Here is a 20,423-nt window from a genome sequence, read left to right as displayed (position 1 = left end):
AAAGCGTTTGATAGCTTTCCGTAAAAAGTGTATAATAAAACTATAAACATAAAGGAGATTTCCTATGGCAGTTAAAGATTTTATGACACGCAAGGTCGTTTATATCAGTCCTGATACAACTGTAGCACACGCAGCAGATTTGATGCGCGAACAAGGCTTGCACCGTCTCCCTGTTATCGAGAATGATAAATTAGTAGGCTTGGTAACAGAAGGGACAATCGCTGAAGCTAGTCCTTCAAAAGCGACTAGTCTTTCAATCTTCGAGATGAATTATCTGCTTAATAAGACAAAAGTAAAAGACGTCATGATTCGAGATGTTGTAACTGTCTCAGGCTATGCAAGTTTAGAAGATGCAACTTATCTCATGCTTAAAAATAAGATTGGAATTTTGCCAGTTGTTGACAATGGACAATTGTATGGAGTCATTACAGATCGTGATGTATTCAGTGCCTTTCTTGAAATCGCTGGATATGGTGAAGAAGGAATCCGTGTTCGTTTTATCACAGAAAATGAAGTTGGAGTTTTAGGTAAGATTGTTTCTTTAATCGTTGAGGAAAATCTTAATATCTCTCATACCGTTAATATTCCACGTAAGGATGGTAAGATCGTTATTGAGGTACAAATTGAGGGAAGCATTGATCTTTCATCGTTGAAAAAGAAATTCGAGGATGAAAATATTCTCGTAGATGAAATTACAAAAACTTCTGCAAAAAAACTCTAAAAAGAAAAATATAACTTACTTTAAGCTTGCGAAAAAAACTTTTTTCTAGTATAATAGTTTATTGTGAGCAAACCTCACTTACCCCTTGCAAAGGCTTGGGGTCATTAGACCAAAAGGAGGAACATATCAATGGCTAAATACGAAATTCTTTATATCATTCGTCCAAACATTGAAGAAGAAGCGAAAAACGCTTTGGTAGCACGTTTTGACTCTATCTTGACTGACAACGGTGCAACTGTTGTTGAATCAAAAGATTGGGAAAAACGTCGTCTTGCATACGAAATCCAAGATTTCCGTGAAGGACTTTACCACATCGTTAACGTTGAAGCAAACGATGACGCAGCTCTTAAAGAGTTTGACCGTCTTTCAAAAATCAACGCTGACATTCTTCGTCACATGATCGTCAAACTTGACGCGTAAGAAGGTAGATTATGATTAACAATGTTGTACTTGTAGGGCGTATGACACGTGACGCTGAGTTGCGTTATACCCCATCAAATGTAGCAGTTGCGACTTTTACTCTTGCAGTAAACCGTACATTCAAGAGTCAAAATGGCGAACGTGAGGCTGATTTTATCAATGTCGTTATGTGGCGCCAACAGGCTGAAAATCTTGCTAACTGGGCTAAAAAAGGCTCTCTTGTCGGGATTACAGGTCGTATTCAGACTCGTAGTTACGATAACCAGCAAGGACAACGTGTCTACGTGACAGAAGTCGTAGCTGAGAATTTCCAAATGTTGGAAAGCCGTAGTGCTCGTGAAGGACAAAGTGGTGGAGCTTATTCTGCACCAACTGCTAGTCATGCAGCACCTACAAATTCAGTACCAGACTTTTCACGTGATGAAAATCCATTTGGATCAACCAATCCTTTGGATATTTCAGATGATGATTTACCATTCTAATGGACAATTAATACTATAAAGGAGAAAAAACATGGCTCAACAACGTCGTGGCGGATTCAAACGCCGTAAAAAAGTTGATTACATCGCAGCAAACAAAATTGAATATGTTGATTACAAAGATACTGAGCTTCTTAGCCGTTTCGTTTCAGAACGTGGGAAAATCCTTCCACGTCGTGTAACTGGAACTTCAGCTAAAAACCAACGTAAAGTAACAACAGCTATCAAACGCGCTCGTGTAATGGCTTTGATGCCTTTCGTAAACGAAGATTAAAAAAGAGGTCCAGTGGACCTCTTTTTCATGAGCTTGAAAACAAGAAAGCGAATTAAGACCCTTACGGGTCTTTTTTTCACGATCATAAAAATAGAAGGATTTGTTTCTTACGTGTCTTTAGTAGAGACCATTCAATCATTATTGATTTTAATGACATTTTTTTAAAATAAAATTGAGGAATTCAATATATTTATCTATATTATAATATAGACTGTATATATTACTAAAAGTTGCTGAAACCCTTTATTACAAAAGGATTTCATAGTGTTACAAAACTATTAAAACCATTAGTGGATTCTAAAAAAATTTGACATTTAAATTAAATGTCGGTAAAATAATTAAGACAATCAAATTAATTGACTCTTGAAATATTCTATATTCGAATCAATATTATGTGTCAAATTTTATGATGTTTAAAAGGAAACCATAATGGAAAAACTTAAAGTGATGGTTGTTTTTGGAACGCGTCCAGAAGCCATCAAAATGGCCCCTTTAGTGTTGGAATTACAAAAGCATAGTGATTGTATCGAAACGATTACAGTTGTAACAGCTCAACACCGTCAAATGCTAGATCAGGTTCTTGAAACCTTCCGTATTCAACCAAACTATGATTTAGATATTATGGGGAAAAATCAGTCACTTTTAGATATTACTGCTAAAATTCTCCAGAAGTTCAATCCTATTGTTAAGAAAGAACTTCCAGATATGATTTTGGTACACGGTGATACTACAACAACTTTTGTAGCAAGTCTGGTAGCTTTCTATAATCAAGTTCGCATCGGGCATGTTGAAGCAGGGTTAAGAACCTTTGATAAATATTCTCCATTCCCAGAAGAGATGAACCGTCAGATGACAGATAATCTAGCGGATCTCTATTTTGCTCCAACGACTGATAGTAAGGAAAATCTTCTTAAGGAAAACCATCCTGAATCTGCTATTATCATCACTGGGAACACTGCTATTGATGCTTTAAAATTGACTGTTCAATCAGATTACTATCATGAAGTTCTAGATCGATTGGATCCTTTAAAGAAATTAGTTTTGGTGACAATGCACCGTCGTGAAAATCAAGGTCAACCTATGCGTGATGTCTTTGCTGCCTTGCGCGAGATGGTAGATGTTTATTCAGAATTAGAAGTTGTCTATCCTGTTCACCTTAGCCCTGCAGTCCAAGAAGCTGCTAAGGATATTCTTTCTGGTCATGAACGAATTCATTTGATTGAACCATTAGATGTATTAGATTTTCACAATTTGGCATCAAGAAGTTATTTTATCATGACGGATTCTGGAGGTGTTCAGGAAGAAGCTCCTTCTTTAGGGAAACCAGTTCTTGTCCTTCGTGATACAACTGAACGTCCAGAAGGAGTACGAGCAGGAACTCTAAAATTAGTTGGAACAGATCCAAATCGTGTGAAAGAGGCAATGACAGCACTCTTAACTGATGAAAAACTCTATAAAGATATGTCTCAAGCTCCGAATCCTTATGGTGACGGAAAAGCTTCTGAACGGATTGTACAAGCCATTCAACATTATTATGGTTTGACGGAAGCTGTATCTGAATTTAGAGAAGGAGATGAAGCATAATGAAAAGTTGGATTAAACTTAGGAACTGGTCTATTGCTTTAATTGGATTTGAGTTATTTCTCCTAGTGTTTTGTGGGATTTATGCTAGACAACTCTTACTTGAACAAATCTTATTTTTCTTCTTAGCCTTGTTTGCAGCCTTGGTATTATCAGATTTGTTGCTGACTTGGACAATATTGTTAAGCTTTGGTCTAGGCATTATCTTTTTAGTGCTGGGCATTGTCTATATCCCAAGTCTTCAGATTTTTATTTTCCTTTTTAGTTTTCCTGTTTTAATTGGAATTTTAATCAAGATTCGTTATTACCTCTTTAAGATGGCTTCTCAGGTGCAAGATCAAGAAGAAGAGGCTGCTTTAGAATATGAATCTATGCTTTCTTCTAAAAGCTAGGAAATACAGACTCTCTTGATTCATTGGTCCCATGAGGACTTATTCTTCCAGATTAAACCTAAAGAGTATAATCGTATGCTAAGTCGGATTCAAGATATCATTTCACAGAGTCTGATGTACAATGATAAACTCTTTTATATTTCAGAGGGGAATTTCCTTGTTATTTCTGATAGCAATCAACATTCCTTGAAGGAAATCTATTTCAATGATTTGAAGGAAAAACTAGAAGAGTTAGTTTTTCATGGTGAAGACGGAAATCAAGGAATTCAATTTCAAACGGGTTACTTGATAGTTGACTCTGAAAACAGAGAGAAAAATAAACACTACTCTGATTTAACTAGTCATTTAAAACGTCAGCTAGAGACGGATGTCATTGTAGAATATTAGGAGGAGAAAATGAATCTGACAGATACATTTTGGGGAGTTGCTTTCGGAGTAAGTCTCGTGTTTGGCATTTGTTTTGTCATATTATTTATTGCGTATAAGATTCTATACCATCGAGTAAATAAAAATTTTAAGGCGGTGGATCATGATTAGTCAAATATTGATGATTTTTACTTTGATTTCTATCTGGATTTCTCTTGCCTGGGGATTGGTTATTCTTTTTTCGGCTGTTCACTTTTGGTTTAAACATAGTGATTTTCGTGTTGATACAACACAATTACCATACTACCCTAAGGTGACGATTGTCGTTCCTGCCCATAATGAAGATGTGGTTATTGCACAGACAGCTAAAGCCATCCTTGATTTGAATTATCCTCACGATCGTGTGGAATTGCTCTTGTTTGCAGATAATTGTTCAGATAACACTTATCAAGAGTGTCTAGCTGTTAAGGCTATGCCAGAGTACGCTGGAAGAGATCTAACCATTATCAATCGCAGTGGTACTGGAGGTAAAGCTGGAGTTCTTAATGATGCTTTGGAGATGGCTACAGGAGACTATATCTGCGTTTATGATGCTGATGCTATGCCTGAGAAAAATGCTCTCTATTTCCTTGTCAAGGAAGTCATGAAGGATCCAGAACGTCATGTGGCATCTTTTGGTAGAAATAAGACGCGTAATGCGAATCAAAACTTCTTAACGCGTTGTATCAATCAAGAAATCGTCGTTACTCAGCGTGTGCACCATGTGGGTATGTGGCATCTCTTTAAAATTGGACGTATACCTGGGACCAACTTCCTTATTCAAACTGAGTTTGTAAAAAGTATTGGTGGTTGGAAAAACGGTGCCTTAACAGAAGATACCGACATTTCCTTTAAAATCATGCAAAGTGGAAAATTGATTGCCCTTGCTTATAATTCAGAGGCCTTCCAACAAGAGCCAGAGACTTTAAAGAGTTATTACATGCAACGGAAACGTTGGGCTAAGGGGAACTATGAAGTGGTCCTATCAAACTTTAAGCACCTGTTTGGTAAAGGAAACTGGCGTGTTAAGTTAGAAGTATTCAACTATTCTTGTATCTTCTTTTGGTTTAACTTTGCCATCGTTCTTTCTGATTTGATTTTCTTTGCTAATATAATCGCAATGCTTGTTCGTATATTTGTCCCGGACTTTGATATTCCATTTGCCTTTGATGCAAACAATATTTACATCACTCAATTAATGCTCTTTAACTGGATTTTCATGATTGGCCTTTATTTGATGCAGATTATGATTGCATTAGCGAGTCAATTTGGGCAAGCAACAAGCAGGCAGGTTTGGTTGGCCTTGTTAGCTTATTTCACTTATGCTCAACTATTTATCATAGTATCTATTGATTCCATTACTTCAATTGTGATGGACAAGATTCTTCGTAGAAAAGAAACGAAGTGGGTTAAAACCAAACGCTTTGCAGGTTAGGGGGAACTATGAAACTGAATAAATTAAAATATGTATGGTTTGTTCTCATCCTTTCAATCTTTTGCCTAACCTTGTTCTTGGCAAGAGGAAGGAGCAAAATCGAAATGCGTAATCGTATCTACCATCAATGGAGTCAGCAGTTCCTCGTTTCAAATGGGGATCAAACTTATGTTCGTACGACTAGTAGTGGTGATGAGACAACTGTTTTATCAGAAGCTCAGAGTTACGGTATGCTCTTGACAGTTTATGCAGCTCAAAAAGGACAAGCCAATCAAGAGAATTTTGATAGCCTGTATCGTTACTATAAAAACCATCGACTAGAGGGGACTCAGTTGATGTCTTGGAAGCAGGTTATCAAGAATGGACAAGAAACTGTTGAAAAGCATAATGCAACAGATGGCGATCTCTATATTGCTTATTCCTTGATCGAAGCTGCTAAGCAGTGGCCAGATAAGGCTCAGGAATATGAAGGTCAAGCCAAAAGTATCTTGATTGATATTCTTCGATTCAATTATAACGAGGATACTGGTGTTCTAAAGGTAGGAAATTGGGCGAAAAAAAATACGGATTTTTACTATTTGATGAGAACATCTGATACACTACCTCATTATTTCCAAGTATTTTATAATCTAACTGGAGATAAACAATGGCTCGATATTAAGGATAAAATGCTTGGGCAACTAGAGCAAATCAGTTCTCAATCTGAGACAGGTCTCTTGCCAGACTTTATCTGGGTAGAGAAGTCAGGTGCGCGTGTTGCTGATGCTAATACCATTGAATCTCAATACGACGGAGCTTATTCTTATAACGCTTGTCGCTTGCCTTACCACTTGGCACAGAGTCGGGACGAAAGAAGTCAGAAAATCGTTCAAAAGATGATGGCTTTCTTTATGAAAGAGAAACGGATCTATGCCGGGTATGATCTTCAAGGCCATGCTTTAAATCAATATCAAGCAGGAAGTTTCTTAGCTCCAATTACTTATGCGGCAAATACTGTCGAAGGGAATCTTAAACTCCTTCAACAGAATAAATATATTTTTACGCAAGATTTACCATTGGATAATTATTATGATGCAACTATGATTACTATGATTGCTCTTGAGCTATTCTAAAATATAAAAAGAGACTAGTTTTACTAGTTCTCTTTTTTTGTGTTTTTTTCTGACCTTGGTGTGCTATAATGGCAATAGAAGGAGTAAAGGTGGGTAAGTTAAAGATGAATTGTACGATTAGAAATATGATTAAGTCTGATATTGAATCCTTATCTCATGGATTTATGAATCAAGGTTGGCCTAGTAGAGAGGAAATTTTGGCTAGATATTTTCTGGAACAGGAAAGTGGGGGGAGAGAAGTCTTAGTTGCAGAGATTGATGGTGCTGTAGCGGGCTACGTTACCATTTTGCCCTCTGCTAAACATGGTCCTTTTGCAGAAGTCTATCCAGAATTATCAGATTTTAATGTGTTTGAGCCTTTTCGAAATCAAGGGATTGGGAATCAACTGCTAGAAGAAGCAGAAAAACGAGTCAAGTTTGTTTCGAGTAAGGTCACTCTTGGTGTAGGTTTGCACTTAGGCTATGGCCCTGCCCAGAGATTATATATCAGACGGGGCTACATTCCAGATGGGACAGGTGTCTGGTATCGAAATCAACCCTTGGAAATGAATGCAACTAGCCAAAATAATGATGATTTGGTTTTGTATCTAGTAAAGGAATTCGGGTAAGAGACAAGGATTTTATTGGGGATGTGGGATTTCTCTACTTTATGGTATAATGGAAAGAGTGAATTGAAGGAGGTATTATAATGGATGCCAAGTTAAGATACAAGGCTAAGAAGATTAAGATTATCTTTTTTGATATAGATGATACTTTACGAAATTCAAAGACTGGCTTTATTCCAAGCACTATTCCAACGATTTTTAAACAATTACGTGAGAAAGGAATTTTGACAGGAATTGCGACTGGTCGAGGCATTTTTGGTGTCGTCCCAGAGATTAAAGCCCTCAAACCTGATTTCTTTGTAACCTTGAATGGTGCTTATATTGAGGACAAAAAGGGCAATGTCATTTATAGTAACAAAATTGCTAAAGATAAGGTTGAAGAGTATATTACTTGGACCAAAGAAGTTGGGATTGATTATGGTTTGGTGGGAAGTCATGCTGCTAAACTATCAAGGCGAACAGAGATGATTAGCCAGGCGATTGACCTGATTTATCCTGATTTAGAGGTGGACCCTGATTTTTACCAAAATGAAGACATCTATCAGATGTGGACCTTTGAGGAGCAGGGTGATGATTTGATCTTGCCTGATACTTTGGCATCGACTTTGCGTATGGTACGCTGGCATGAACATTCATCAGATGTGGTGCCTATTTCTGGTTCTAAGGCAGCTGGAGTTGCCAAAGTGGTAGACCAATTAGGTCTTAAACCTGAAAATGTGATGGTTTTTGGAGACGGACTTAACGATTTAGAACTCTTTGATTATGCAGGCATTAGTGTCGCTATGGGTGTTTCTCATGAAAAAATCAAAGAAAAAGCAGATTATATTACAAAAACATTAGAAGAAGATGGCGTTTTTAATGCCTTAGAAGGATTTGGTATGGTAGAAAAAGAATTACATTTTCCACAAGTAGAAATTGAAGCAGTAGAAGGTCCAATTGCGACTATTAAGACAAATCATGGGGATATGCGTGTCAAACTTTTCCCTGATCACGCACCAAAAACAGTAGCCAACTTTATTGCTCTGTCAAAAGATGGTTACTATGACGGTGTGATTTTCCACCGTATTATTAAAGATTTTATGATTCAAGGTGGAGACCCAACTGGAACTGGTATGGGTGGTGAATCTATCTATGGTGAGTCATTTGAGGATGAGTTTTCAGAAGAACTTTACAATGTCCGTGGAGCCCTTTCTATGGCTAATGCTGGGCCAAATACAAACGGTAGCCAGTTCTTTATCGTACAGAATCAACACTTGCCATATTCTAAGAAAGAAATTGCTCGTGGTGGTTGGCCAGAGCCAATTGCTGAGATTTATGCAGAACAAGGTGGAACTCCTCACCTAGACCGTCGTCATACTGTATTCGGTCAACTTGCGGATGAAGCTTCTTACGAAGTTCTGGATGCAATTGCAGGTGTCGAAACAGGTGCAATGGACAAGCCAATTGAAGATGTCGTAATTGAAACTATTGAAATTGAGGACTAAAATGAAAATCGGTGATAAGCTAAATGGCCGTATTACTGGGATTCAGCCCTATGGAGCTTTTGTTGAGTTAGAAACAGGAGTGACAGGCCTGATTCATATTTCGGAGATTCGGACAGGATTTATCGAGAATATTTACGAGGTTTTAAAAATCGGTGATGAAGTCCAGGTACAAGTAGTAGATTTTGACGAATATACAGGGAAGGCTAGCCTTTCCATTCGTACCTTGGAAGAAGAAAAACATCAACTTCCTAGACGGAGACGTTTTTCGAATGATCGCATCAAACATGGATTCGCGCCGCTTGGTCGCATGATGCCTGTTTGGACACGAGAAGCCTTGGAACATTTAAAGAAAAACAGTAATTGATATCCCCTCAAATCATTGTGATGTTATTATATTTTGCTATAATAGAAGTATGAACGAAGAACAATTATTAAAAACAGGAGAGCGCATTAATCAACTCTTCTCTACAGATATCAAGATTATTCAAAATAGAGAGGTTTTCAGCTATTCGGTGGATAGTGTACTTTTGTCACGCTTTCCTCGTTTTCCGAAAAATGGTTTGATAGTAGATTTCTGTGCGGGTAATGGAGCTGTTGGACTGTTTGCTAGCAGTCGTACCAAGGCTAAAATTCTCTCTGTAGAGATTCAAGAGCGTCTTGCTGATATGGCTGAACGCTCAGTACGTTTAAATGGGCTGGAGGGACAGATGCAGGTCATCTGTGGTGATTTGAAGAATATGCCTAGTCACATTCAAGGGAGCAAGGTTGATTTGATTTTATGCAATCCGCCTTATTTTAAAGTGGATCCAAATTCTAATCTGAACGAAAGTGAGCATTACCTTTTAGCTCGGCATGAAATTACAACCAATCTTAAGGAAATATGTCGTAGTGCCCAGAGTATTCTCAAATCAAATGGGCGTTTGGCAATGGTTCATCGTCCTGATCGATTATTAGATATCTTAGCTACGCTCCAACAGCATAATCTGGCTCCAAAACGTCTGCAATTTGTTTATCCTAAACGGGAGAAGGAAGCTAATATGCTTTTGATTGAAGCTATCAAGGACGGCTCCACTAGTGGCTTTAAGGTTTTACCACCACTCATTGTTCATAATAGTGATGGGACCTATACACCAGAAATTCAAGAGATTTACTATGGATCATAAGGCTTATATGTATGTGGTTGAGTGCCGTGATGGTTCCTACTATACAGGTTATACAACAGATGTGAAGAAACGGATTGCCGTGCACAATAGCGGTAAAGGAGCCAAATATACACGAGCTCGCTTGCCAGTAAAACTTATCTTTGCAGAAGGCTTTGACAGCAAGGAAGAGGCCATGTCTGCTGAAGCTCATTTCAAGCGCAAGACTCGCATGCAAAAAGAACATTATCTCAAAGAGTGTCAAAATAAGAATCTAGTCGATGATTTTGATATGTAATGAGGAGTCCTTTGGCTCCTCTTAATTTTGTCAAAAATTGAAAAAAATGCTACAATAAAGAGAATAAAGAAACGAGGTATTATCATGTCTAAGATTCTAGTATTTGGTCACCAAAATCCAGATTCAGATGCTATCGGTTCATCTGTAGCCTTTGCTTATCTTGCAAAAGAAGCTTACGGTTTGGATACAGAAGCAGTGGCTCTTGGAACTCCAAATGAAGAAACAGCTTTCGTCTTGAACTATTTTAGTGTGGAAGCACCGCGCGTGATCACATCTGCTAAAGCAGAAGGTGCGGAACAAGTTATTTTGACTGACCACAATGAATTCCAACAATCAGTATCAGATATCGCTGAAGTAGAAGTTTATGGTGCTGTGGACCACCACCGTGTAGCTAACTTTGAAACTGCTAGCCCACTTTACATGCGCTTGGAACCAGTTGGATCCGCATCATCTATCGTTTACCGCATGTTCAAAGAACATGGTGTAGCTGTTCCAAAAGAAATCGCAGGTTTGATGCTATCAGGTTTGATTTCAGATACCCTTCTTTTGAAATCACCAACCACTCACCCATCAGATAAAGTCATTGCTCCTGAATTGGCTGAATTGGCTGGTGTGAACTTGGAAGAATACGGTCTTGCCATGCTCAAGGCTGGGACCAACTTGGCAAGTAAATCTGCTGAAGAATTGATTGATATCGATGCTAAGACATTTGAACTTAATGGAAACAATGTCCGTGTGGCTCAGGTCAATACAGTTGATATTGCTGAAGTATTGGAACGCCAAGCTGAAATCGAAGCAGCCATCCAAGCCGCAAATGCAGCTAACGGCTACTCTGACTTTGTCTTGATGATTACAGACATCGTCAACTCAAACTCAGAAATTTTGGCTCTTGGTGCTAATATGGACAAGGTAGAAGCAGCTTTCAACTTCAAACTTGAAAACAACCACGCTTTCCTTCCAGGTGCTGTTTCACGTAAGAAACAAGTGGTACCACAATTGACTGAAAGCTTTAATGCATAATCATATATGGAAAAAACCATTGTTAAAAAGGAGTTTCGACTCCTTTTTTTCTAGGAGAGAAAGATGTTAGAAAATGGCGATCTGATTTTTGTGAGAGAAGATACAGAAATGGGGCATGCTATACAGGCTTCTACAGGTAACTACAGTCACGTGGCTATCTTTTTGGACGGACAGGTCTATCATGCTACGGTGGAAGGTGGCGTCCTTACCCAGGCTCCTGAGGACTTCTTTGAAGCTGGAAAAGTCTATGATCTTTATCGCTATGAGCAGATTGATGGTGCAGAGGTCAAAAAGCGAGCAGAGAGTCTCTTAGGGGCTTCCTACAATGCTTCCTTTTATCCAGATGGAGATGGTTTCTATTGTTCCCAGTTTGTAGCAGAAATCCTCCCTATTTTTGAGACCATTCCCATGAAGTTTGGGGATGGTGAGCAAGAAATCAGTGATTTCTGGAAAGACTATTATCGAGAGTTGGGTCTTCCTGTACCTCTGAATCAGCCTGGCACTAACCCGAGTCAATTAGCAGCATCACCACTTTTAGTTTGTAAAGAAAGGAATCTTCATGATTCAGATTTTTAATCCATCTCGCTTGACGCGACAACCATTCTTTAGAGATTTGGTAGACTATCTTGATCAGCATGATGATGTTATCCTCCGTGAAATCAAGGCTCAGTTTCCAGAGATACCAGTTGATAAGTTTTTGGAGGAATACATTAAAGCGGGTTTGATTTTGAGAGAGAATAAACGCTACACTCTCAATCTCCCATTTCTAGAATCTACAGAATTTCTTGAACTAGACCAAGAAGTCTTTGTGAGCGATGATAGTCCTGTTTATCAAGAAATCCTGGAGAAAGATTTTAAGACAGAATTGCGCAATCAAACCAATGCGGCTATCCTAGAAGAACACACCGATTTTGCAAGGGAAAAGATGACCTTGTCTAATTACTTCTACAAGGTCAAGTTCCAGTATCCACTGACGGAAGAACAGCAGAGACTGTATGAAATTTTAGGGGATGTCAATCCTGAGTATGCTCTCAAGTACATGACTACTTTTTTGCTCAAGTTCCTCAAAAAAGATCAGCTCATGCAGAAACGAACTGATATCTTTGTTGATAGTCTAGTCTTATTAGGCTACATTGTTCAAAATGAAGATGGGAAGTATGAGTTGGCTGTAGAATTTGATAAAGAACGATTCATTTTTATAAAAAAATAAGGCTAGGATATTTCCTAGCCTTCTTTAAATATACTATAGATAACGTTCTGCAACAGCAGCATCTCCAGGATAGTCTTCTTTCTTACCTTGGATGATTTGGTAGCAGTCAGCTCCTTTGCCAGCGATAATGACCGCATCTAGTTCTTGACTTGTAACAGACATCGCAGCCTTAATGGCTTGTTCACGGTCAGCAATCTTTTCAACAGGACGATGGATGTAGCTACTAATTTCATCAGCAATGGCCATCGGATCTTCATAGTTTGGATCGTCAGCCGTAAGGAATACTTGAATTTCAGGATGTTGATCGAGGAGAAGTCCAAAGTCCTTGCGACGGCTTTCTCCCTTGTTTCCAGTAGAACCAAGAACTAAAGCAATCTTTCCAGTCTGATGCGTTTCAACGACTGAGATCAATTTCTTCAAGCTATCACCATTATGGGCGTAGTCGATGAAAACTTTTGCACCATTTTTCTGAGTGAGAACTTCCATACGGCCAGGGACACGAGTAGTAGCAATCCCTTTTTTAATGTCTTCAAGACTAGCACCTAAACGAAGGCAGGCAAGTCCTGCAGCGACTGCATTTTCTTGGTTAAAATGTCCAATCAACTGGATGTCATAATCTCCAGCTAATTTACCAGTAGCTGAGAAGCTAAAGGCTTTGGAGTTTTCGATTTGGTTATCAGATTGGCTACCGTAGAAGTCATGCTCTTGGTTCTCAACTTGTTCTTTTAGAACAGAGAAGTGGTCCATATCGCTATTAATGACAACTGCTCGGCTATTTTTCATCAAGAGACGCTTGTGGTAGAAGTAGTCTTCAAAGGTTGGATGCTCAATAGGACCAATATGGTCAGGACTGATATTTAGGAACACTCCTACATCAAAAGTGAGGCCGTAGACTCGCTTCACTAAGTAGGCTTGACTGGAAACTTCCATAATAAGGTGGGTTCTTCCATTCTTAACAGCCTGGGCCATCATATCAAAGAGATCGATGCTTTCAGGTGTTGTCAGAGCAGACTTGAAGAAAGTTTTTCCGTCCAAAGTCGTATTCATAGTTGATAACATAGCTGGACGATGTTGCTGATTTAAGATATTGTAAGCGAAGTAAGCTGCTGTAGTTTTTCCTTTAGTACCAGTGAAAGCAAGTAATTTTAATTTCTCCTGAGGGTTGCCATAAAACTCCATGGCAATCAAACTCATAGCCTTCTTAATATCGCTAACAACGATGACAGGAATGCCTACTTCATAATCCTGCTCGGCTACATACCAACCGAGTCCTTGTGAGATTGCCGAAAGAAGAAATTCCTTCTTAAAAGCAGCTCCTTTTACAAAAAAGAGGCTATTATCTTTTGCTTTTCGACTATCGTAGCAGATGCTATCAAAAGTTACATCGTTAAAATTATAGTGGTAATGTCCTTGGTCGATAATCTCACGGAAGAGATCGTCTTTCTTTAAAATATCTAATACGGTTTCAATCTTTATCATACTTTCTATTGTAAACTGAAAGTCTGAATTTTACAAGTAACAAGGAAAAGTTTATAATGGAAGATAAGGAACATTTCCTAGTGATTAAAAATGAATGAGGAAGTTATGTCTAACGAAAATAATCATCAGCAGGCCCAGATGTTACGCGGGACTGCCTGGCTTACAGCTAGTAACTTTATCAGTCGCCTGCTCGGGGCTATTTACATTATCCCTTGGTATATTTGGATGGGAACATATGCTGCTAAGGCTAATGGACTTTTTACCATGGGTTATAATATCTATGCTTGGTTCTTGTTGATTTCGACAGCAGGTATCCCAGTGGCGGTCGCTAAGCAGGTCGCTAAATACAATACCATGCATGAGGAAGAGCATAGTTTTGCCCTGATTCGAAGCTTCTTAGGCTTTATGATTGTATTAGGACTTGCCTTTGCTTTGATCTTATATCTCTTTGCACCTTGGTTGGCCGATCTTTCGGGTGTCGGGAAGGATTTGATTCCCATTATGCAGAGTCTAGCTTGGGCTGTCTTGATTTTCCCGTCTATGAGTGTTATCCGTGGATTTTTCCAAGGGATGAATAATCTTAAACCTTATGCCATGAGCCAAATCGCTGAACAGGTCATTCGTGTTATCTGGATGCTCTTAGCAACCTTTATCATCATGAAGCTGGGTTCAAAAGATTATATATCAGCAGTTACCCAGTCTACCTTTGCGGCCTTTGTGGGAATGGTAGCTAGTTTTGCAGTCTTGCTTTATTTCCTTTATAAGGAAGGGTTGCTCCAAAAAGTTTTTGAAACACGAGATAAGATTGATAGTAAGAGTCTTTTGGTTGATACGATTAAGGAAGCTATTCCTTTTATCTTGACTGGTTCGGCTATCCAACTTTTCCAAATCTTGGACCAAAATACCTTTATCAATAGTATGAAGTGGTTTACCAACTATAGTAATGAAGACTTAATTGTCATGTTTTCTTATTTCTCTGCCAATCCTAATAAAATTACTATGATTTTGATTTCGGTTGGAGTTTCGATTGGTAGTGTTGGTTTGCCTCTCTTGACGGAGAACTATGTCAAGGGGGATTTACCAGCAGCTTCTCGTCTCGTTCAAGATAGTATCACCATGCTCTTCCTATTCCTCTTACCTGCAACGGTTGGAGTAGTCATGGTAGGTGAACCACTCTATACAGTCTTTTACGGTAAGCCAGATGGCTTGGCTATGGGCTTATTTATCTTTGCGGTCTTGCAATCAACAATTCTAGGCTTGTACATGGTCTTGTCACCAATGCTTCAGGCTATGTTCCGTAACCGTAAGGCGGTCTTGTATTTTGTTTATGGCTCAATTGCTAAGATTGTTCTACAATTACCATCGATAGCTATTTTCCATAGTTATGGTCCTCTCATTTCAACGACTATCGGTCTTATCATTCCGAACGTCTTGATGTATCGTGATATCTGTCAGGTTACAGGCGCGCGTCGAAAGATTATTCTGAAGAGAACAATCTTAGTCACTATTTTGACTCTAGTTATGTTTATTCTAGTAGGACTCTTGCAATGGATTATTGGATTTGTCTTCCAACCAACTGGACGTTTCTGGAGTTTCCTATATGTCGCCTTAATTGGTACAATCGGTGGCGGGCTTTACGGAGTTATGTGTCTCTATACTCGTCTCTTGGATAAGGTTATTGGACAGGAAAAAGCAAATCAGTTACGAGCACGATTAAAATTATCATAAAAATTTATAAATAAAATGAATAATTTGAACTTTTCTATCCGGAAAAGTTTAAATTGTTCATTTTTTTATTTAAAAAATAGGATAAAATATAAAATTAGTAGAAAAAAATCTATAATTTGGTAAAAATTAGATAAAATCACTTGACTAAAAAAAACAATAGCTGTATAATGATACAAATATTTAAATTTGGAGGTTCTGTTTATGAAAAAGTCTAAGGCAAAATATCTGACGCTAGCAGGCGTTGTCCTAAGTGCAGGTCTGCTATTGGCGGCTTGTAGCAACTCAGCTAGTTCTACTAAAACATATAATTATGTATACAGTAGCGATCCATCTAGTCTAAACTATCTCTTAGAGAATCGTGCAACAACAGGTGATGTTGTGACAAACTTGGTAGACGGTTTGATGGAAAATGACCAATACGGGAACTACATTCCTTCATTGGCAGAAGACTGGACTGTATCCCAAGATGGTTTGACTTATACTTACAAACTTCGTAAGGACGCCAAATGGTATACAGCAGATGGTGAAGAGTACGCCCCAGTTACAGCACAAGATTTTGTGACAGGATTGAAGTATGCTGCGGATAAAAAATCTGAAGCTCTCTATCTCGTTCAAGACTCTGTTGCTGGCTTGGATGACTATATCAACGGAAAAACAACAGACTTTTCAACAGTTGGTGTAAAGGCTATAGATGACCAAACTGTCCAATATACCTTGACTCACCCAGAACCTTACTGGAACTCAAAAACAACTGCGACTATTCTGTTCCCAGTAAATGCAGACTTCTTGAACTCAAAAGGGGATGATTTCGGTAAAGTGGATCCAGCAAATCTTTTGTACAACGGTCCATTTATTCTCAAATCTTTCACTTCTAAATCTGTCATGGAATACAAGAAAAATCCAAATTACTGGGATGCAAAAAATGTATTCGTAGATGAAGTGAAGTTGACTTACTACGATGGAAGCGACCAAGATGCCTTGGCACGTAACTTCATGGAAGGAGTTTACAGCTACGCACGTCTCTATCCAAATAGTTCGAGCTTTGAAGGAATTAAGGAAAAGAATAAAGATAATATTATTTACAGCATGCAAGATGCGACATCCTACTATTATAACTTTAACCTAGATAGACAATCTTATAACCATACTTCAAAAACAACTGATGCTGAAAAGACAGCCCAACAAGAAGCAGTTTTGAATAAATCATTCCGTCAGGCTATCAACTTTGCCTATGACCGTACTGCTTATGGTGCCCAATCTCAAGGGGAAGATGGAGCAACTAAGATTATCAGAAACTTGCTTGTTCCACCATCATTTGTAACACTTGATGGTAAAGATTTTGGTGATGTCGTAGCTTCTAAGATGGTCAATTACGGTCAAGTATGGCAAAATATGAACTTCGCTGATGCCCAAGATGCTTACTACAATGCCGATAAGGCCAAAGAAGTCTTTGCTCAAGCCAAGAAAGAATTGGAAGCCAAAGGTGTTCAATTCCCAATTCACCTGGATTTACCGGTTGACCAAACCTTTAAGAAGGGGGTGTTAGAGGCAAGTTCTTTCAAACAGTCTATTGAATCTGTTCTAGGTGCAGATAATGTCGTTATCGATATTCAAATGCTGACTACTGAGGAAATGGATAGTATTGGTTATCTAGCAAATACGGCAGCGCAAAAAGACTATGACCTTTATAACGGTGGTTGGGGACCAGACTACCAAGACCCATCAACCTACCTCGATACTCTTAGCTTAACAAGTGGTGGATCACTACAAAACCTCGGTTTGGAACCAGGAGCAACCAATGCTAAAGCAACAGCTGTTGGTTTGGATGTCTATACTAAGATGTTAGAAGAAGCTAATGCTGAACAAGATTTGAACAAACGTTATGATAAATACGCTGAAGCACAAGCTTGGTTGGTGGATAGCTCTCTAGCAATTCCAAACGTTTCTAAAGGTGGAACACCTACATTGAGAAAAACAGTTCCATTCTCTGCTGCCTTCTCTCAAGCTGGTAATAAGGGTGTTGAATCCTACAAATACGTGAAATTGCAAGATAAGATTGTCACAACAGCTGAGTATGAAGAAGCTAGACAAAAATGGCTGAAAGAAAAAGAAGAATCTAATAAAAAAGCCCAAGAAGATTTTGCTAAACACGTTAAGTAATGACTCTAAATTTAAAAACGGTAACCTTTAATGAGGTTATCGTTTTTTATATAGTTTGAAACTATAACTAGCTCTTGAAAACAAGAAAACGAAGGATACAAAATAAGTGGTACAATAGTTACTATAGATTTGGAGGTATTGTATGAGTAAATCATTTCACATCAACACAATTTTAGCACAAGCAGGGATCAAGTCTGATGAGGCAACAGGAGCTTTGGTTACACCAATTCACTTTTCAACGACTTATCAGCACCCAGAATTTGGTCAATCAACTGGATTTGACTATACCCGCACCAAAAACCCAACACGTAGCAAGGCAGAGGAAGTTTTGGCAGCTATTGAATCAGCCAAGTATGCTTTGGCGACTAGTTCAGGTATGTCTGCGATTGTGTTAGCCTTTAGTGTCTTCCCAGTAGGAAGCAAGGTTTTAGCTGTCCGTGACCTTTACGGTGGCTCTTTCCGCTGGTTCAATCAAGTGGAGCAGGAAGGACGTTTCCGCTTTACCTATGCCAACACAGAAGAAGAGCTAATTGCCGAGCTAGAAAAGGATGTGGATGTACTTTATATCGAAACACCAACCAACCCTTTGATGTTGGAATTTAATATTGAAAAATTATCAAAATTAGCTCATGCTAAGGGTGCTAAAGTTGTCGTCGACAATACCTTCTATAGCCCGATTTACCAACGTCCAATTGAAGATGGAGCAGATATTGTCCTTCATTCAGCGACAAAATACCTTGCAGGCCATAATGATGTTCTAGCTGGTGTAGTTGTGACAGATAATGCTGATTTGTACGAAAAACTCTTTTACAATCTCAACACGACAGGGGCTGTTTTGTCACCATTTGATAGTTATCAATTGATTCGTGGTCTTAAAACATTGTCACTTCGTATGGAGCGCTCAACAGCTAATGCTCAAGAGATTGTAGCCTTTTTGGAACAATCACCTGCAGTCAAAGAAGTCTTGTATACAGGGCGTGGGGGAATGATTTCCTTTAAAGTGGCAGATGAGAAGCGTATCCCTCATATCTTAAACACTTTGAAAGTATTCTCTTTTGCTGAAAGTCTGGGTGGTGTAGAAAGTCTGATTACCTACCCAACCACTCAAACCCATGCAGACATTCCTGCAGAGGTTCGTCATTCTTATGGATTAACAGATGACCTTTTACGCTTGTCTATTGGTATTGAGGATGCAAGGGACTTGATTGAAGATTTGCGTCAAGCCTTGGAAGGATAAGACTATGGGAAAATATGATTTTACGACTTTGCCCAATCGTTTTGGACATCATACCTACAAATGGAAAGAAGCAGAGACTGACCGTCAAGTATTGCCGGCCTGGATTGCTGATATGGACTTTGAAGTCTTACCTGAGATTCGTCAGACTGTCCATGACTATGCTGAGCAATTAGTCTATGGCTATACCTATGCTAGTGATGGATTGATTGAAGCCGTTCAAAACTGGGAGGAAAAACACCATAGTTATCGCTTTGAAAAGGATGCTCTAGTCTTTATCGAAGGAGTAGTGCCAGCTATTTCAACAGCCATTCAAGCCTTTACCAAAGAAGGTGAAGCAGTTCTGATTAACACACCGGTTTATCCTCCTTTTGCTCGAAGCATTAAGCTCAACAATCGTCGATTAATCACCAACTCTCTAGTAGAAAAAGACGGACTTTTTGAGATTGACTTTGATCAATTGGAGAAAGACTTTGTCGGAGAAGATGTGAAACTCTACGTTCTCTGTAATCCTCATAATCCTGGTGGACGCGTTTGGGATAAAGAAGTTTTAGAAAAGATTGGGCGACTTTGTCAAAAACATGGAGTCTTGCTGGTATCTGATGAGATTCACCAAGATTTAGCTCTATTTGGAAACAAGCACCAGTCATTCAACACGGTAAATGAAGATTTTAAAGAATTTTCACTGATTTTAAGCAGTGCTACCAAGACCTTTAACATTGCTGGGACGAAGAATTCCTACGCTATTATCGAAAATCCTAAGTTGAGACTTGCTTTCCAAAAGCGCCAGCTGGCTAATAATCAACATGAAATCTCAGGTTTGGGATATTTGGCAACAGAAGCTGCCTATCGATATGGTGAAGATTGGTTGACAGAACTCAAAGAACTGATTGAGAAACACATCAATTATGTAGTAGATGTATTTGGCAAAGAAACTAAAATCAAGGTCATGAAACCTCAAGGGACCTATCTCATTTGGCTTGATTTTTCTGCCTATGATATTAGCGATGAAGAGCTAAGAAAGCTTTTAAGAGACGAAGCCAAAGTTATCCTGAACAGAGGCTTGGACTTTGGTGAAGAAGGAGCCCTCCACGCTCGCTTAAATGTAGCCATGCCGACATCTATTTTGGAAGAAGTCTGCCAACGAATCATTGCCACTTTTTCAAATCTTTAAAAACTAGCCTTTTAGGAGAAAAGTCTTCCTAGAAGGCTATTTTCATAGGCGAAAATATGGTATAATTAAGAGA

Annotated in this window: 20 protein-coding genes and 1 pseudogene; 20 read left to right on the top strand and 1 reads right to left on the bottom strand. The window is 38.7% G+C overall.

The genetic code is table 11. The annotated features are described in order from the left end of the window. The first annotated feature begins 64 nt into the window (after positions 1-64). From M1F91_RS03310 to M1F91_RS03235, 16 genes and pseudogenes are all read left to right on the top strand, one after another. The gene (locus M1F91_RS03310) at positions 65-721 is read left to right on the top strand and encodes a CBS domain-containing protein (protein WP_006148127.1); all 657 of its coding nucleotides are present in this window, start codon (positions 65-67) and stop codon (positions 719-721) included. A 129-nt stretch (positions 722-850) separates the two neighbouring features. Then, positions 851-1,141 carry a 30S ribosomal protein S6 gene (gene rpsF, locus M1F91_RS03305; protein WP_002896497.1) on the top strand — a complete coding sequence of 97 codons (291 nt, stop codon included), beginning with the start codon at positions 851-853 and terminating at the stop codon, positions 1,139-1,141. 11 nt (positions 1,142-1,152) lie between these two features. Beyond that, positions 1,153-1,623, top strand: coding sequence for a single-stranded DNA-binding protein (locus M1F91_RS03300; RefSeq protein WP_036755226.1), 471 nt, complete (start codon positions 1,153-1,155; stop codon positions 1,621-1,623). Between the two features lie 31 nt (positions 1,624-1,654). Continuing rightward, entirely contained in the window at positions 1,655-1,894 is a 240-nt protein-coding gene (gene rpsR / locus M1F91_RS03295; protein WP_000068664.1) for a 30S ribosomal protein S18, read from the top strand. A gap of 429 nt (positions 1,895-2,323) precedes the next feature. Further along, positions 2,324-3,478 carry a UDP-N-acetylglucosamine 2-epimerase (non-hydrolyzing) gene (wecB, locus tag M1F91_RS03290; RefSeq protein ID WP_247912634.1) on the top strand — a complete coding sequence of 385 codons (1,155 nt, stop codon included), beginning with the start codon at positions 2,324-2,326 and terminating at the stop codon, positions 3,476-3,478. Continuing rightward, positions 3,478-4,254 (top strand): annotated as a pseudogene (locus M1F91_RS03285) (hypothetical protein). The gene wecB and the pseudogene M1F91_RS03285 overlap by 1 nt, the downstream one beginning before the upstream one ends. Before the next feature lie 142 nt (positions 4,255-4,396). Further along, on the top strand, positions 4,397-5,707 hold the full coding sequence (locus M1F91_RS03280; RefSeq protein ID WP_247912633.1) for a glycosyltransferase: 1,311 nt from the start codon (positions 4,397-4,399) through the stop codon (positions 5,705-5,707). An 8-nt stretch (positions 5,708-5,715) separates the two neighbouring features. Beyond that, entirely contained in the window at positions 5,716-6,819 is a 1,104-nt protein-coding gene (locus tag M1F91_RS03275) for a glycosyl hydrolase family 8 (RefSeq protein ID WP_247912632.1), read from the top strand. Between the two features lie 104 nt (positions 6,820-6,923). Further along, a complete protein-coding gene (locus M1F91_RS03270; RefSeq protein WP_247912889.1) occupies positions 6,924-7,427 on the top strand; it encodes a GNAT family N-acetyltransferase in 504 nt (167 codons plus the stop codon). Positions 7,428-7,507: 80 nt separating this feature from the next. Then, entirely contained in the window at positions 7,508-8,908 is a 1,401-nt protein-coding gene (locus M1F91_RS03265; protein ID WP_247912631.1) for a bifunctional Cof-type HAD-IIB family hydrolase/peptidylprolyl isomerase, read from the top strand. 1 nt (position 8,909) lies between these two features. Next, positions 8,910-9,272 (top strand): S1 RNA-binding domain-containing protein, encoded by a 363-nt coding sequence (locus M1F91_RS03260; RefSeq protein WP_004252382.1) that lies wholly within the window; start codon positions 8,910-8,912, stop codon positions 9,270-9,272. 49 nt (positions 9,273-9,321) lie between these two features. Continuing rightward, a complete protein-coding gene (locus M1F91_RS03255) occupies positions 9,322-10,071 on the top strand; it encodes a tRNA1(Val) (adenine(37)-N6)-methyltransferase (RefSeq protein WP_247912630.1) in 750 nt (249 codons plus the stop codon). After that, complete coding sequence (locus tag M1F91_RS03250; protein ID WP_247912629.1) at positions 10,061-10,345, top strand: GIY-YIG nuclease family protein; 285 nt, start codon at positions 10,061-10,063, stop codon at positions 10,343-10,345. Before M1F91_RS03255 ends, M1F91_RS03250 begins: the two co-directional genes overlap by 11 nt. An 84-nt stretch (positions 10,346-10,429) precedes the next feature. Beyond that, positions 10,430-11,365, top strand: coding sequence for a manganese-dependent inorganic pyrophosphatase (locus M1F91_RS03245; RefSeq protein ID WP_247912628.1), 936 nt, complete (start codon positions 10,430-10,432; stop codon positions 11,363-11,365). A 63-nt stretch (positions 11,366-11,428) separates the two neighbouring features. Beyond that, complete coding sequence (locus M1F91_RS03240) at positions 11,429-11,941, top strand: YiiX/YebB-like N1pC/P60 family cysteine hydrolase (RefSeq protein ID WP_247912627.1); 513 nt, start codon at positions 11,429-11,431, stop codon at positions 11,939-11,941. Then, positions 11,925-12,575 carry a DUF1803 domain-containing protein gene (locus M1F91_RS03235; RefSeq protein ID WP_247912626.1) on the top strand — a complete coding sequence of 217 codons (651 nt, stop codon included), beginning with the start codon at positions 11,925-11,927 and terminating at the stop codon, positions 12,573-12,575. Before M1F91_RS03240 ends, M1F91_RS03235 begins: the two co-directional genes overlap by 17 nt. 33 nt (positions 12,576-12,608) lie before the next feature. Here M1F91_RS03235 and M1F91_RS03230 read toward each other — a convergent pair whose 3' ends face one another. Then, a complete protein-coding gene (locus M1F91_RS03230; RefSeq protein WP_247912625.1) occupies positions 12,609-14,054 on the bottom strand; it encodes a UDP-N-acetylmuramoyl-L-alanyl-D-glutamate--L-lysine ligase in 1,446 nt (481 codons plus the stop codon). A gap of 105 nt (positions 14,055-14,159) precedes the next feature. Here M1F91_RS03230 and M1F91_RS03225 point away from each other — a divergent pair, with 105 nt between their 5' ends. The 4 genes from M1F91_RS03225 (at position 14,160) to M1F91_RS03210 (ending at position 20,350) form a co-directional block, all read left to right on the top strand. Then, on the top strand, positions 14,160-15,782 hold the full coding sequence (locus tag M1F91_RS03225) for a polysaccharide biosynthesis protein (protein ID WP_247912624.1): 1,623 nt from the start codon (positions 14,160-14,162) through the stop codon (positions 15,780-15,782). Between the two features lie 201 nt (positions 15,783-15,983). Then, positions 15,984-17,942 (top strand): peptide ABC transporter substrate-binding protein, encoded by a 1,959-nt coding sequence (locus M1F91_RS03220; RefSeq protein ID WP_247912623.1) that lies wholly within the window; start codon positions 15,984-15,986, stop codon positions 17,940-17,942. A gap of 142 nt (positions 17,943-18,084) precedes the next feature. Further along, positions 18,085-19,179, top strand: a complete 1,095-nt coding sequence (locus M1F91_RS03215; RefSeq protein ID WP_247912622.1) for a cystathionine gamma-synthase — start codon at positions 18,085-18,087, stop codon at positions 19,177-19,179. Between the two features lie 4 nt (positions 19,180-19,183). After that, positions 19,184-20,350 (top strand): MalY/PatB family protein, encoded by a 1,167-nt coding sequence (locus M1F91_RS03210; RefSeq protein ID WP_247912621.1) that lies wholly within the window; start codon positions 19,184-19,186, stop codon positions 20,348-20,350. Positions 20,351-20,423: the final 73 nt, after the last annotated feature.

This window comes from Streptococcus sp. oral taxon 431, assembly GCF_023110115.1.
In the GTDB taxonomy this organism is placed as follows: Bacteria; Bacillota; Bacilli; order Lactobacillales; family Streptococcaceae; genus Streptococcus.
The sequence above is the reverse complement of the archived record's forward strand: the minus strand, read 5'-3'. Positions and strand labels throughout refer to the sequence as shown.

What these genes read in the sequence shown, in the direction of transcription:
- M1F91_RS03310 (WP_006148127.1), top strand. Translation starts at nt 65, where the DNA reads ATGGCAGTTAAAGATTTTATGACACGCAAGGTCGTTTATATCAGTCCT.
- rpsF (WP_002896497.1), top strand. Translation starts at nt 851, where the DNA reads ATGGCTAAATACGAAATTCTTTATATCATTCGTCCAAACATTGAAGAA.
- M1F91_RS03300 (WP_036755226.1), top strand. Translation starts at nt 1,153, where the DNA reads ATGATTAACAATGTTGTACTTGTAGGGCGTATGACACGTGACGCTGAG.
- rpsR (WP_000068664.1), top strand. Translation starts at nt 1,655, where the DNA reads ATGGCTCAACAACGTCGTGGCGGATTCAAACGCCGTAAAAAAGTTGAT.
- wecB (WP_247912634.1), top strand. Translation starts at nt 2,324, where the DNA reads ATGGAAAAACTTAAAGTGATGGTTGTTTTTGGAACGCGTCCAGAAGCC.
- M1F91_RS03280 (WP_247912633.1), top strand. Translation starts at nt 4,397, where the DNA reads ATGATTAGTCAAATATTGATGATTTTTACTTTGATTTCTATCTGGATT.
- M1F91_RS03275 (WP_247912632.1), top strand. Translation starts at nt 5,716, where the DNA reads ATGAAACTGAATAAATTAAAATATGTATGGTTTGTTCTCATCCTTTCA.
- M1F91_RS03270 (WP_247912889.1), top strand. Translation starts at nt 6,924, where the DNA reads ATGAATTGTACGATTAGAAATATGATTAAGTCTGATATTGAATCCTTA.
- M1F91_RS03265 (WP_247912631.1), top strand. Translation starts at nt 7,508, where the DNA reads ATGGATGCCAAGTTAAGATACAAGGCTAAGAAGATTAAGATTATCTTT.
- M1F91_RS03260 (WP_004252382.1), top strand. Translation starts at nt 8,910, where the DNA reads ATGAAAATCGGTGATAAGCTAAATGGCCGTATTACTGGGATTCAGCCC.
- M1F91_RS03255 (WP_247912630.1), top strand. Translation starts at nt 9,322, where the DNA reads ATGAACGAAGAACAATTATTAAAAACAGGAGAGCGCATTAATCAACTC.
- M1F91_RS03250 (WP_247912629.1), top strand. Translation starts at nt 10,061, where the DNA reads ATGGATCATAAGGCTTATATGTATGTGGTTGAGTGCCGTGATGGTTCC.
- M1F91_RS03245 (WP_247912628.1), top strand. Translation starts at nt 10,430, where the DNA reads ATGTCTAAGATTCTAGTATTTGGTCACCAAAATCCAGATTCAGATGCT.
- M1F91_RS03240 (WP_247912627.1), top strand. Translation starts at nt 11,429, where the DNA reads ATGTTAGAAAATGGCGATCTGATTTTTGTGAGAGAAGATACAGAAATG.
- M1F91_RS03235 (WP_247912626.1), top strand. Translation starts at nt 11,925, where the DNA reads ATGATTCAGATTTTTAATCCATCTCGCTTGACGCGACAACCATTCTTT.
- M1F91_RS03230 (WP_247912625.1), bottom strand. Translation starts at nt 14,054, where the DNA reads ATGATAAAGATTGAAACCGTATTAGATATTTTAAAGAAAGACGATCTC.
- M1F91_RS03225 (WP_247912624.1), top strand. Translation starts at nt 14,160, where the DNA reads ATGTCTAACGAAAATAATCATCAGCAGGCCCAGATGTTACGCGGGACT.
- M1F91_RS03220 (WP_247912623.1), top strand. Translation starts at nt 15,984, where the DNA reads ATGAAAAAGTCTAAGGCAAAATATCTGACGCTAGCAGGCGTTGTCCTA.
- M1F91_RS03215 (WP_247912622.1), top strand. Translation starts at nt 18,085, where the DNA reads ATGAGTAAATCATTTCACATCAACACAATTTTAGCACAAGCAGGGATC.
- M1F91_RS03210 (WP_247912621.1), top strand. Translation starts at nt 19,184, where the DNA reads ATGGGAAAATATGATTTTACGACTTTGCCCAATCGTTTTGGACATCAT.